The 12,844-nt window shown below is 64.7% G+C and carries 11 protein-coding genes, 3 pseudogenes and 1 other annotated feature; of the genes and pseudogenes, 10 read left to right on the top strand and 4 right to left on the bottom strand.

Annotated features, from left to right (window positions below; genetic code table 11):
* The first annotated feature begins 9 nt into the window (after window positions 1-9).
* From QM789_RS11010 to QM789_RS10995, 4 genes and pseudogenes are all read left to right on the top strand, one after another.
* The gene (locus QM789_RS11010; protein WP_420351945.1) at window positions 10-519 is read left to right on the top strand and encodes a MarR family winged helix-turn-helix transcriptional regulator; all 510 of its coding nucleotides are present in this window, start codon (window positions 10-12) and stop codon (window positions 517-519) included.
* 219 nt (window positions 520-738) lie between these two features.
* A pseudogene (locus QM789_RS11005) lies at window positions 739-1,962 on the top strand (IS3 family transposase).
* Window positions 1,016-1,135: a sequence feature (AL1L pseudoknot), on the top strand. It overlaps the preceding pseudogene by 120 nt.
* 82 nt (window positions 1,963-2,044) lie before the next feature.
* Window positions 2,045-2,741, top strand: a pseudogene (locus QM789_RS11000) (IS5 family transposase).
* 754 nt (window positions 2,742-3,495) lie between these two features.
* Window positions 3,496-3,876 (top strand): DUF2237 family protein, encoded by a 381-nt coding sequence (locus QM789_RS10995; protein WP_420353293.1) that lies wholly within the window; start codon window positions 3,496-3,498, stop codon window positions 3,874-3,876.
* 334 nt (window positions 3,877-4,210) lie between these two features.
* Here QM789_RS10995 and epmA read toward each other — a convergent pair whose 3' ends face one another.
* Window positions 4,211-5,257 (bottom strand): EF-P lysine aminoacylase EpmA, encoded by a 1,047-nt coding sequence (epmA, locus tag QM789_RS10990; protein ID WP_420353292.1) that lies wholly within the window; start codon window positions 5,255-5,257, stop codon window positions 4,211-4,213.
* Between the two features lie 95 nt (window positions 5,258-5,352).
* On the opposite strand from epmA, the gene efp reads away from it, so the two are divergent.
* Window positions 5,353-5,922, top strand: a complete 570-nt coding sequence (efp, locus tag QM789_RS10985; protein ID WP_420351944.1) for an elongation factor P — start codon at window positions 5,353-5,355, stop codon at window positions 5,920-5,922.
* A 52-nt stretch (window positions 5,923-5,974) separates the two neighbouring features.
* Here efp and QM789_RS10980 read toward each other — a convergent pair whose 3' ends face one another.
* Window positions 5,975-6,412, bottom strand: coding sequence for an organic hydroperoxide resistance protein (locus tag QM789_RS10980; protein WP_420351943.1), 438 nt, complete (start codon window positions 6,410-6,412; stop codon window positions 5,975-5,977).
* Window positions 6,413-6,507: 95 nt separating this feature from the next.
* Here QM789_RS10980 and QM789_RS10975 point away from each other — a divergent pair, with 95 nt between their 5' ends.
* Window positions 6,508-6,942, top strand: coding sequence for a MarR family winged helix-turn-helix transcriptional regulator (locus tag QM789_RS10975; protein ID WP_420351942.1), 435 nt, complete (start codon window positions 6,508-6,510; stop codon window positions 6,940-6,942).
* Here the strand turns inward: QM789_RS10975 and irrA are convergent, their stop codons facing one another.
* A complete protein-coding gene (irrA, locus tag QM789_RS10970; RefSeq protein WP_420351941.1) occupies window positions 6,943-7,365 on the bottom strand; it encodes an iron response transcriptional regulator IrrA in 423 nt (140 codons plus the stop codon).
* A 156-nt stretch (window positions 7,366-7,521) separates the two neighbouring features.
* Between irrA and fabA the strand changes: the two are divergent.
* From fabA to QM789_RS10950, 4 genes and pseudogenes are all read left to right on the top strand, one after another.
* A pseudogene (gene fabA, locus QM789_RS10965) lies at window positions 7,522-8,025 on the top strand (bifunctional 3-hydroxydecanoyl-ACP dehydratase/trans-2-decenoyl-ACP isomerase); the annotation flags it as partial.
* Window positions 8,026-8,051: 26 nt separating this feature from the next.
* Window positions 8,052-9,281, top strand: coding sequence for a beta-ketoacyl-ACP synthase I (fabB, locus tag QM789_RS10960; protein ID WP_420351940.1), 1,230 nt, complete (start codon window positions 8,052-8,054; stop codon window positions 9,279-9,281).
* Between the two features lie 3 nt (window positions 9,282-9,284).
* Window positions 9,285-10,073 (top strand): enoyl-ACP reductase FabI, encoded by a 789-nt coding sequence (locus QM789_RS10955; RefSeq protein WP_420351939.1) that lies wholly within the window; start codon window positions 9,285-9,287, stop codon window positions 10,071-10,073.
* Between the two features lie 379 nt (window positions 10,074-10,452).
* The gene (locus QM789_RS10950) at window positions 10,453-11,298 is read left to right on the top strand and encodes an alpha/beta fold hydrolase (protein ID WP_420351938.1); all 846 of its coding nucleotides are present in this window, start codon (window positions 10,453-10,455) and stop codon (window positions 11,296-11,298) included.
* 54 nt (window positions 11,299-11,352) lie between these two features.
* Here QM789_RS10950 and QM789_RS10945 read toward each other — a convergent pair whose 3' ends face one another.
* Window positions 11,353-12,693: a diguanylate cyclase domain-containing protein gene (locus QM789_RS10945; protein WP_420353291.1), complete on the bottom strand. Its 1,341-nt coding sequence runs from the start codon at window positions 12,691-12,693 to the stop codon at window positions 11,353-11,355.
* Window positions 12,694-12,844: the final 151 nt, after the last annotated feature.

Genomic DNA, 12,844 nt, shown 5'->3' with positions numbered 1-12,844 from the left:
GAGAGTTGGATGACTTTTCAGATCCCCATGAAAGCGTCCGGGGACGCGCAACTATCCTCGCCGCTGCTGGCGGATTATCTCGAAAGCCTTGGGCTGTTCGAGCGGCTGCACCGTTTGCTGCTCGACCTGATCAAGGACGAATTCGAGCGGTTGGGCATTTTCGAGATCAATCCCGTGCAGGCGCTGTTGCTCTACAATGTCGGGGAGAATGAGGTGACCGCGGGGGAGTTGAAGACCCGCGGCTATTATCAGGGCTCGAACGTCAGCTATAACCTGAAGAAGCTGGTCGAGACGGGCTACATGCACCATCAGCGCTCCGAGGTGGACCGGCGCTCCGTCCGGGTGCGCCTGACGCCAAAGGGGCGGGCGCTGCGCGAGACGGTATCGGACCTGTTCGAGCGACATTCCGCCGGGATCGAAAGCCGCGAGGTTCTGTCGCATGAGGCGATCATTGCCCTGAACCGAAGCCTGCGCCAGGTGGAACGGTTCTGGGCTGACCAGATCCGTTACATCTACTGACCCTCCGGCTGCATCATCGGGTGGCATATCCCCGCCTGCGTGGTGGGGCTTCGCGTCAGCACGCGGGAAATGAGGCCTCTGGGTGCCCCGGCGGAGAGCCCTCCGTGTGGGGCGGATGGGGCCTGCGTACCGGGTTTTCCGGAGGCTCCAAGTCTTGAGGAGGGAGCATCATGAGCAAGACGACGAACAAGTTCTCCCCTGAGGTCCACGAGTGTGCGGATGGTTCTCGACGGCGAGGGTCCGCATATGTCGCACTGGCAGGCCATCGTGTCGATCCCCGCGAAGATCGGCTGTTCGGCCAACACGCTGAATGATCGGGTCAAGAAGGCCGAGGTCGGCAGCGGCCGGCGTGCCGACTGAGATGGCCGACAAAATGAAGGCGCTGGAACGCGAGAACCGCGAACGGCGCCAGGCCAACGAGATCCTGCGCAAGGGTGAGGATCCGCCGCCACTGGTCCGACGCTGATCCGAGCGCGTATTTTGCGATGATCGAAGGCACTGCTTCAGCATTGCCGGAGATGCTCGACCGCCGGTCGAAGTGATCGTGTCGTTCATTGATGTGCATCGGGGGAGGCATGGGGTCGCGCGGATCTGCGGCGTGCTGCCGATCGCCCCTTCCACCTACTACAGCCATCTGGCGAAGCGGGCCGATCCGGCGCGCCGTGACGATGCGCTACGCCCCGAGGTCCTGCGGGTCTATGGCGTGCGCAAGGTCTGGCGGCAGCTCGCCCGGGATGGCTTCGACATCGCCCGATGCACGGCTGCGAGGCCGATGAAGAGCATGGGCATTCAGGGGATTATCCGTGGCAAGCCGCACAGGACGACGATCCCGGACAGATCGGCCCACGTCCGTTGGACAAGGTTAACCGCCAGTTCCGCATGCCTGCGCCGAACATGCTGTGGGGCAGCGACTTCACCTGTGCCGCCACCTGGAAGGGCTTTGCTTATGTGGCCTTCGCCATCGCGCCTATGCCCGCAAGATTTTGGGCTGGCGCGTCAGCGCCTCGGCGCATGCAGGCTTCGTTCTTGATGCGCTGGAGCAGGCCGTGCATGACCGGCGCCCGATCGAGGGGCTGGTTCACTATAGCGACCGCGGTTCGCGATATCTGAGCATTCGCTACAGCGAATGGCTGGCGGAAGCGGGCATCGAGCCATAGGTCGGCAGTGTCAGCGACAGCTACGGCAACGCCTTGGCCGAGACGATCAACTATTCCGGGGCTTGCGCGGCCCCGCTGGGGCCAGGGTCCCCTCCATATGATCAAAGCCGAGGTCATCCATCGACGTGGACCCTGGCGCAGCTTCGAGGCCGTCGAATACGCGACGCTGGAATGCGGCGACTGGTTCAACAACCGCCGCCTCCTCGAGCCCATCGGGAACATCCTGCCAGCGAAAGCGGAGGCAGGCTTCTGCGTCACACTGGAAACCGAGCCCGTGGCCGCGTAACTAGGGCGTGTTAACACTGTCTTGGGTGTGACAAGCGTGTTATGCATTTGAAATGAATGAGATACGCGAAACATAATACGATTTGATCCGTCCATATCTGCCTGTGCAGCGCGGCAATGTGCGGGTCTCCAACCTGACAATGATCAACGCGGTGCTTTACGTCGCGAGAATGGATGCAAGTGGCGGGCGCTTCCTGCGCGGTTCGGCAATTGGCACACGATCTATAACCCGGCTGCGCCCTTGGGCCGAGGCTGGCGTGCTTGATCGGCTGTTCATCGCCTTGCAGAAACACCGGCTGATCCGGGTCGAATGCCTCGACCTCGACAACAGCTCGGTCAAGGTTCACGCGGGGGCGCCGAAAAAGGGGCCGCAAGCCATCGGGAAATCCCGTGGAGGATGGACTGCCAAGGTTCATCTCGTTGCTGCGGATGCTCGAACAGATCTGACATTCAGCCTTTCAGGCGGACAGGCGTATGATGCACCAGAGGGGCGGGCCTTGCTTCATGGCTGGAAAAGGCCGCTTTCCGGCGATGGATCGAGCATGGCGAAGAGACCCAACAGCTTGTTCTCGACCTGGGCCTCAAACCGATCGTACCCCAAAAAGCAAACTGCAAGGAGCCGTGGGACTACGACCGCGATACAAGCGGCGCAACGAGGTGGAGCGGCTGTTTCGCAGGCTGAAGGGCTTTCGCCGCATCTTCTCACGCTTCGAGAAGCTCGACATCATGTTCAGGGCCTTCCTGAACTTCGTCCTCATCGGCGATATGATGAAGTGTTGAAATGCCCCAACAAAATCAGCCTCCGGCAAACCCGGCGCGGTTCAACTGTGGATCGTCCTCTTGGATCCCTCTACCGCGCGTAGAACGGGCGCCAGTCCGATGACCAGACAAGCCCTCTGCACGCGCGACGGGTGCAGGTTTCCGCCGCCTGCCGAGGTGCGTCCGTGCGCGAGCGAGGGCGGATTTGCTGCGGTTGCCGGCCCGTGTATATTGCCCTGGCCAGGTTGTGGATATTCCGTCTGCGGGCGTGCTGGCACCGCCGTTGATGTCCGCTTCCACGGTCGGGAGACCTCAGTGCGCGGGCCGGGCGTAACGCCACTGAACGTCGGGATGTCGGCCTGACCGGGAGCCCTGCGCACGCGGGCTGGGCCCGTGGTGCGCGTCACGATCGGCTCAGACGTGCGGGCGGAGCCACCGCGCGCGCGTTGGCGGGGGCTGAGCCTCAGAGCCCTGCGCACGCGGGCCCAGCCGTGGCGTGCGCTGAAGAATTAAAAGCCGCCCCGGAGCCCTCCGCGCATAGGCCGGGCCGTGATCGAACGCCCCGAACTGCGGGAACTCTTTGGGCGCGGGGCGGGCCGCGCGGAACGAATGCAGGATTCCATCCGCGGGATGGGCCGTGTCGGGGCGGATTTTTCAGAGCTCGGTCAAGGCGTGCGCATCGCTCAGGCCGGCTGGGAGTTTCCCGGCACGACGGGCCTTGTCAGAATCCATCGTCTCGCGCACCCTGATCACAAAAAAGGGAGATGCGATGATGATGGGAATGGAGGCTTCGGTCAATGTTCTGGGAGGACGGCTGGAATCCTGTTCCATGCAGCCGAGGACAGGATATTTCCGCGATGGTTCCTGCAATACCTGCGCGGAGGACAGCGGCCAGCATACGGTTTGCGTGATCACCACGGCGGAATTTCTGGCCTGGTCGAAATATGTCGGCAACGACCTGACCACGCCACGGCCGGAGTTCCACTTTGACGGTCTGCGGGAAGGGGACCGATGGTGCCTCTGCGCCTCGCGTTTTCTGGAGGCGCACGAGGAGGGCTGTGCGCCGCCGGTCGTGTTGGAAGCGACGCATCGTCGGACGCTGGATATCGTGCCGATGCCGGTGCTGCGGCTTTATCGCGTGCTGTGGCCGCATTGAGGGGGCATGTGGCCGGACCGTCCGACGCGCGGTATCCGGACCATTCCGGGGCTTCACGCGCTTTCGCCGCGCTGAATATGGTGGCGCGGACAGCGTTCGTGTGCCCGGGTTGTTTGAACCTTCCGCAGGGTCGTGCGCGTTCGATATTGCCCGGATTTCAGCGCCGGACGGCAGGATGCTGTCCGGAGAAATCCCGGGCCGGTTTCGGCGAAAGCAAGGCCGGGCGCACCCGGCGTAGCGGAGGGAAAACGCGGGGTTCGCGCATCCCCGCAATGCGGTCGGTGGGAACCGGTCAGGGCTGACCCCATCCCGAAGGCGTCGTGCCCTCCGCCGGTCAGGCAGAGGGATCGGCGACCGGCGTCCACAGAATATCGTCGATCCGCGGTGCGGAGGTTGCCAGCATGACCAGCCGGTCAAAACCCATGGCGATGCCGCTCGCCGCGGGCATCTGCGAGAGCGCCGCCAGAAAGTCCTCGTCCAGCGGGTAACGCTCGCCGTAGATGGCTTCCTTCTCGTCCATCTCGGCGCGGAACCGGCGGCGCTGCTCGGCGGCATCCGTCAGTTCGCCGAACCCGTTCGCCAGTTCGACGCCGCAGGCATAGACCTCGAACCGCTCCGCCACGCGCGGATCGTCCGGCGCGGGGCGGGCCAGCGCGGCCTCGGCAGCGGGGTAGCGGTCGAGCACGGTGAGACGGCCATGGCCAAGATGCGGCTCGACCTTCTCGACCAGAATTTTCGACAGCATGAAGGACCAACTGTCATCGTCCCCCATCCGCAGCCCCGCCGCGCGGGCCATCGCGCGCAGCGCATCGGCATCCGTCTCCGCCCCGTGACAGGTCGCCAGCAGGTCGATCCCGGCATGGCGGTGAAACGCTTCGGCGACCGAAAGCCGCTCGAAGGGCGCGAAGGGATCGCATTCCGCGCCGCGAAAGCGGAGCCGGGTGACATTGGCCGCCCGCGCCGCGAGGCCGACCATCTCCTGCATGTCGGCCATCAGCCGGGTATAGTCCTCGCCCACGCGATACCATTCCAGCATGGTGAATTCGGGGCTGTGCAGCGCGCCGCGCTCGCGGTTGCGCCAGACATGGGCGAAGGCGTAGATCCGCTGCTCGCCCGCCGCCAGCAGCTTTTTCATCGCGAATTCGGGCGAGGTGTTCAGATACATCGGATGCGGCACGCCGTCATTGCCGATCGCGCGGGTCGCAAAGCCGTGCAGATGGGTTTCGTTGCCCGGGCTGATCTGCAACGCGGCCGGATCGACCTCGATGAAGTCCTGCGCGTCGAGCCAGCCGCTGATTGCGCGGCGGATCCGGTTGCGCGCCAGCAGCAGCGGCCTGCGGTCGGCATGGCGGTCGCGGTTCCACCACGGAGTCTCGGTCATCGGTTCGGCTTTCGACTGGAATTTCTTCTGCGGATGGTTTAGGCGCTCTGCCATCCGGGCGCCAGAGCCTGCCATGAACCACAAGGACCGCACCAATGGCCAAAGTCATCGCCTCCTCGATCCGCAAGGGCAACGTCATCGACATGGACGGGGTGCTCTATATCGTGCTCACCGCCGAAAACGTCCATCCGGGGAAGGGCAACTCGGTGACCCAAGTCGAAATGCGCCGGATCTCGGACGGGGTGAAGGTGTCGGAGCGCTGGCGTACCGTGGACAGCGTGGAAAAGGCCCATGTCGACGAAGCGGAATACGATTTCCTGTATGAGGACGGCGAAGGCTTCCACTTCATGAACCCGGAAACCTACGACCAGATCGCGGTGTCCGAAGATGTCGTGGGCGATGCCAAGGTCCACCTGCGCGACGGCATCCGGGTGTGGATGCTGACCCATGAGGGCGTGGCGCTGTCGATCGAACTGCCGCAGAAGGTGACGGTCGAGGTCGAAGAGACCGAGCCGGTGGTGAAGGGGCAGACCGCTTCGTCGTCCTACAAACCCGCCGTCTGCACCGGTGGCATCCGCGTGATGGTTCCGCCGCATATCGGCGTCGGCACGAAGATCGTGATCAACACCGCCGAAAACGCCTATGTCGAACGCGCGAAGGAGTGATCCTGCCGCGGCATCGACAATGGAAAGGCGCCCTTGGGGCGCCTTTTTCGTTTTACAGGACCGTGGTGGTGACGACTTCGATATTGCCATGGGTGGCGTGGCTGTAGGGGCAGATACCGTGGCCCGCCACGGTCAGCCGGTCCGCTTCGTCCTGGGTCAGGCCCGGCAGCGACACCACCAGCCCCACCTTCAGGCCGAACCCTTTGTCCGGGCGCGGGCCGATGCCGACCGTCGCTTCGACGGTGATGTCGGCGGGCACGCGCGGCAGGCTCTTGTCTTGCAGGGCGGCGAATTTGATCGCCCCCAGGTAGCAGGCGGCATAGCCGGCGGCGAACAACTGTTCGGGGTTGTTGCCGCCGCCGGGGCCGCCCAGTTCCTTCGGCGTTGCCAGTTTCACGTCGATGGCGCCGTCGAGCGTGCGCGAGCGGCCGTCGCGGCCGCCGGTTGCGATGGCGGTGGTGGAATAGGCGGGGGTGATGATCGTGGTCATGGGATTCTCCATTTGCGCACAACTACATTGTACACAATTTAATATGCGAGAATCGCGGTGCTTGCAAGAAGATTGTGTGCAATGTATTTGGGGGCATGACCCGAGCCCTCTCTCCGGCAGACATGATCTGCTATTCGATCTATTCGGCCAACCACGCCCTGACGCGGACCTACCGGGGGTTGCTGGATCCGCTTGGGCTGACCTATCCGCAATACCTTGTCCTGACGGTCCTGTGGGCCGCCCCCGAACCGCTGGCGGTCAAGACCATCGGCGCACAGTTGCGGCTGGATTCGGGCACGCTGACGCCGCTGGTCAAGCGACTGGAGGCGGGGGGCTATGTCAGCCGGGCCCGCAACCCGCGCGACGAGCGCGAGACGCTGGTGTCACTGACCGATGCGGGCAGGGCACTGGAAGCGAGGGCGGCGCATGTGCCGGACGCCATCATGAAGGCCACCGGGCTGACGCTGGACGGGCTGGCCGATCTGCGCGACCGCATCAGTGCGTTGCGCGAACGGCTGGATGAGCGCTGATCAGATCTTGCGGACGCGGATGATGACGTCGACGCGGGTGATTTCGGTGCCCGCGGGCGGGGTAGGGATCTGCGCGAGGTCCAGTTCCTCCGCCGGGGCATCGCTGAGCCGGTTTTCCTCTTCCCAGAAGAAATGCGGGTGATCGTCGATTCGCGTGTCGAAATAGCTGCGACTGCCATCGACGGTGATTTCGTGCATGATCCCGGCATCACAGAAGGCGCGCAGGGTGTTGTAGACCGTCGCGAGCGACACTTTGTCGCCCGCCCGGACGGCGGCGTCGAAAAGGCTTTCGGCGGTTACATGCCGGTTCTGCCCGTCGCCGACCAGAAGCGTGGCCAGCGACAGCCGTTGCCGCGTTGGTCGCAGGCCGCCGGCCTCCAGCCAATTCCGTCCGCGTTGCTGTGCGCTGCACGTCTCGGTCATCGCGTCATGTTCCATACCAAAGATATATTGCGCGAAACAGCCGGATGACAATGACGATTCGACAGCGAAACCCCGCCCGCAAGCACGGGCCGACCCGCTTGCGCCTGCGCCCCGCCGGGTGGTAAGGGAGAGAAAATGACGAGGGGGACGGGCTCCATGACGGGCTTTCCGACAAGTTTCGGGAAAGAAGATCTGCTGAAATGCGCGCGGGGCGAGCTGTTCGGGCCGGGCAATGCCCAGCTGCCGGCGCCGCCGATGCTGATGATGGACCGGATCACCGAGATTTCCGGCGACGGCGGCGCGCATGGCAAGGGGCATGTGGTGGCGGAATTCGACATCACGCCCGACCTGTGGTTCTTCGAATGCCATTTCCCCGGCAACCCGATCATGCCGGGGTGCCTGGGGCTCGACGGGCTGTGGCAGTTGACGGGGTTCAACCTCGGCTGGCGCGGCTGGAAAGGCCGGGGCTACGCGCTCGGCGTGGGCGAGGTGAAGCTTACCGGCATGGTCCGTCCGGACCGCAAAATGCTGACCTACAAGGTGGATTTCACCAAGGCCGTGCAGACGCGGCGGCTGACGATGGGCGTCGCGGACGGCATCGTCGAAGCCGACGGTGAAGTCATTTATCAGGTCAAGGACATGAAGGTCGCTCTTTCCGAGAAGCTGACCAGATCAAGGAGGCCATCATGCGCCGTGTCGTCGTCACCGGGCTGGGCATCGTTTCGCCGATCGGGAACAATGCCGCCGAGGTTCTGGAGAGCCTGAAGGCGGGCCGTTCAGGCATCACCGCCAATGAGGAGATGATCGCGCGCGGTTTCCGCAGCCAGATCGCCGGGGCGGTGAAGCTCGACGTGACCGAACATGTCGAGAAGCGCACGTTGCGCTTCATGGGGCCGGGGGCGGCCTATGCCTGGATCGCGATGGATCAGGCGATCCGGGATGCGGGGCTGAGCGAGGCGGATGTGTCGAACGTCCACACCGGGCTGATCGCGGGATCGGGCGGGCCCTCGACCTCGGCGATGTTCGCGGCGCATCAGGTGGTGCTGAACTCGGGCGCGCCGAAGCGGATCGGGCCGCTCGCGGTGCCGAAATGTATGTCCTCGACGATTTCGGCCAATCTGGCGACAGCGTTCAAGATCAAGGGTATGAGCTATTCGATCACCTCGGCCTGCTCGACCTCGCTGCATTGCATCGGGGCGGCGGCGGAGCAGATCGCCTTCGGCAAGCAGAACGTGATGTTCGCGGGCGGGGGCGAAGAACTGGACTGGACGCTGAGCTGCCTGTTCGATGCGATGGGGGCGATGTCGTCGAAGTTCAACGACACGCCGGAGAAGGCATCGCGCGCGTTCGACGCCAACCGGGATGGATTCGTCATCGCTGGTGGTGGTGGCATCGTCGTGCTGGAAGAATTGACGCACGCGCTGGCGCGCGGTGCGAAGATATATGCCGAGGTCACGGGCTTCGCCGCGACCTCGGACGGTCATGACATGGTGGCGCCGTCGGGCGAGGGTGGCGAGCGCGCGATGCGGATGGCGCTGAAATCGCTGCCCGCGGAGCGGAAGGTCAGCTATATCAATGCGCATGGTACCTCGACCCCGGTGGGCGATGTCGGCGAGATCGAGGCGGTGCGCCGGGTGTTCGGTCGCGGCCATACCCCGCCCGTCAGTTCCACCAAGTCGATGACCGGGCACAGCCAGGGCGCCACCGGCGCGGCGGAGGCGATTTATTGCCTGCTGATGCTGCAAGACGATTTCATCGCGCCGTCGATCAATATCGAAACGCTCGATCCGGCGATCGACCCGGGCGAGATCGCGATGGAAACCGTCTTCAACGCGGGCCTCGATACGGTGATGACCAACAGTTTCGGCTTTGGCGGGACCAACGGCTCGATGCTGCTTTCAAAATATCTGGGGTGATCCATGGCTGATCTGATGAAGGGAAAACGCGGGCTGGTCATGGGCGTTGCCAATGACCACTCGATTGCCTGGGGCATCGCCAAGGCGCTGCATGCCGAGGGTGCGGAACTGGCGTTTTCCTATCAGGGCGAGGCCTTTGGCAAGCGGGTCGCGCCGCTGGCGGCTTCGGTCGGTTCGGAATTCCTGCTGGATGTGGATGTGAACGACGACGCGAGCCTCGATGCCGCCTTCGCGCGGCTGAAGGGGGAATGGGGCTCGATCGACTTTCTGGTCCATGCCATCGCCTATTCCGACAAGAACGAGCTGACCGGCCGCTTCACCAATACGACGCGCGAGAATTTCAAGAATTCGATGAGCATTTCGGTCTTCAGCTTCATCGACGTGGCGCGGCGCGCGGCGGAGATCATGCCGAATGGCGGCTCTCTGATCACGCTGACCTATGGCGGGTCGAACCGGGTGACGCCGTTCTACAACGTGATGGGCGTGGCGAAGGCGGCACTGGAAAGCTCGGTGCGCTATCTGGCGAATGACCTGGGGCCGCAGGGGATCCGCGTCAATGCGATCAGCCCCGGCCCGATGAAGACGCTTGCGGGTGCGGCGATCGGCGGGGCGCGCAAGACCTTCCGCTTCACCGAGGCGAACAGCCCGCTGCGGCAGAATGCGACGCTGGAGGCGGTGGGCGGCACGGCGGCCTGGCTGTGTTCGGATTACGGCGCCTGTTCGACGGGGGATGTGGTGCTGGTCGATTGCGGTTTCCACGTTCTGGGCATGCCGCAGCCCGAGAACCTCTGATCCTCGACGTACCGAAGCTCCCTGTGGAGCTTCGGTAGCCCTTGGCACCGCCATAGTCGCAGAAACGATGCGCGCCCTACATCCGGGGAGCATGTTTGATCGGGCACTACGCCCGGCGATTTCGCGCGCATAGGAAATCATCCCGGGGCCGTAAGCGCAGCAGAGGCAGCTGAATTTCCGTAGCGCGTTCAGATAGGCCAGATACTGGCGGTCGAAGACGATATGGTCGCGGTTGATCCGGTAGTGCATGGCCTCGCGGCGGGGGGACTACGGTCGATCTCGGCCAGGCACGCCTGGAGGTCCGTCAGTCTGTCGGGCATGGTCTTCTTTGCTTTTCGGGCTAAGGTGACGGGAAGCGTGCGCAGGCCAAGGGGGAAAGATGGCGGATATCAGCTATTTCACGGCGGACGACGGGGCGCGGATCGCCTATCGGGACGAAGGCGAAGGGCTGCCGGTTCTGGCGCTCTCCGGGCTGACCCGGACGGGACGGGATTTCGACTATGTGGCGCCGCATCTGCGGGATGTCCGGCTGATCCGGATGGATTACCGCGGGCGGGGGGCGAGCGATTTCACCGGCGCGGCGACCTATACCGTCCCGCGCGAGGCATCGGATGCGCTGCAACTGCTCGACCATCTGGGGATCGCGAAGGCGGCGGTGCTGGGCACGTCCCGGGGTGGGCTGATCGGGATGTGGCTGGCCTATGCTGCGCGGGAGCGGCTGCTGGGGCTGGCGCTGAACGATGTCGGGCCTGCGCTGGAACGCGGTGGGCTGATGAAGATCTTCGACTATCTCGGCCGCAACCCGGCGGCGAAGACGCCCGGGGAACTGGCGGAAAAGCTGCCGGGGGCGATGGCGGGATTTGCCAATGTGCCCGCGAGCCGCTGGGCCGAGGAGGTCGCGCGCCAATATGCCGAACGCGATGGCCGGATGGTCATCACCTACGATCCGGAGCTGCGTCAGCCGTTCGTCGAAGCCTTCAAGGGGGAGGAAATTCCGACGGCCTGGCCCCTGTTCGACGCCTGCGCGGGGCTGCCGCTGTGCCTGATCCGGGGGGCGAATTCCGACCTTTTGAGCCGCGAGACGGCGCAGGAGATGCAGCGGCGGCGCCCGGACATGATCTTTGCCGAGGTGCCCGACCGCGCCCATATCCCCTTCCTCGATGAGCCAGAGGCGGTGGCGGCGCTGCGGATGTGGATCGCGCGGGTGCAGGAAAACCCGGGCTGACCCGGTTCGGGGGCTTTCAGAAAATCCGAAGGGTGGCTATCGGTGGGGCGCGCCTCAGGCGGCGGTGCGGCAGAACACCGTCACCTGATTGCGGCCCTCGGCCTTTAAGTCGAGCAGAGCATGGTCCGCCTGGGTGATCAGCATGTCCACCGGCGCCTGCGAACCGTTCGCACCGACCGCGAGGCCGATCGAGACAGTCACCGGGACGGCGCGCGCGATTTCGGGCACATGCACCGGGCTGCCGCGGATGACCGAGCAGATGTGTTCCGCCGCCATCCGGGCATCGCGCAGGTTGATGTCGGGCATGCCGATCAGGAATTCCTCGCCGCCGATCCGCGCCAGCAGGTCGGCCGGGCGCAGGCAGCGGCGCAGGCGGCGTGCGACCTCGACCAGAACGGCATCCCCGACGCCATGCCCCCAAGTGTCGTTGATCGACTTGAAGCGGTCGAGATCCAGCACCATCACCGCAATCGGTTGGCCACTTTCGCGCGCGGCTTCCGTCATCCGCAGCAGTTGCGGCATCGCATAGCGGCGATTGTGCAACCCGGTCAGCGGATCCGTGAGCGCCATCCGCAGCCCGTTCGTCAGGCTCTTGCGCTGGCGGTCGGACCGGCGCTTGCGCTCGATCTGGCGGCGCAGGCGCAGGGCGGCTTCCTCGGCCAGCGCCGGGGTCGGATTGTCCCCCACGATCAGGTCGTCGGCCCCCAGGTCGAAGGCCGCCGCCGCCGCTTCGGACCCGGCATTGGGCACGGTGATGCAGATCGCCGAATGGCGCGACGGCGCCCGCGCGCGCAGGTCCGACATCAGGCGCAGGCCCTCCGACGGATGCGCCAGATCCGCCGCGATCAGGAAAGCATCGGGGCAACGCCCGCCACCGGCCTCTGCCAGCGCCTCGTCGCGCAGCAGCACCGTCAGGATATCGCCCGGAAGGTGGCGGGAGAGCGCATTCTTCCAGTTCAGCGCGGTCTCCCGGCTTGCGGCGACCAGCGCGACCGTTGCGGGCGGGGTGTAATCGGCGGGGGTTTCGGCCAGGCCGAATTCGTGAAAAGCGGTCTCGCGCATGCCGAGGTCGAGATCATCCGCCCGCGCCCGCAACAGCCCGCGCAGCCGCGCGAACAGATCCTGTTCATCGACGGGCTTGGGCAGCAGGTCATTCGCCCCGGCCCGCAGCGCGGCCAGCCGGGTTTGCGCGTCCGGATCGGTTGCGGTCAGGATGATCGGGACATCGGCCGTGGCGGGCGTGCAGCGCAGCCGGCTGCACAGGTCGAACCCGTCCGCGTCGGGCAGGTTCGTATCGAGGACGATCAGGTCGGGCACTTCGCGCGCGATGATGCTCAGTGCTTCGTCTCCGGAAGCGGCCTGAAGCGACTGGTAACGCGCGGCGGCCAGTTTCACCTTCAATACAGATTCTATTCGTGGCGACGTCATCCACGATCAGGATCTTCCCGGTCATGGCGGCTGGCACTCCTTCACGCTGCTCTCGAATAAGTTTATGTTTCGCGGTAAATGGTTAACAAAACCTTTCGCGGCGCTGACGTTAAGGAGA

This window comes from Paenirhodobacter sp. (assembly GCF_047600745.1).
Taxonomy (GTDB): Bacteria; Pseudomonadota; Alphaproteobacteria; order Rhodobacterales; family Rhodobacteraceae; genus Rhodobacter.
The sequence above is the reverse complement of the archived record's forward strand: the minus strand, read 5'-3'. Positions and strand labels throughout refer to the sequence as shown.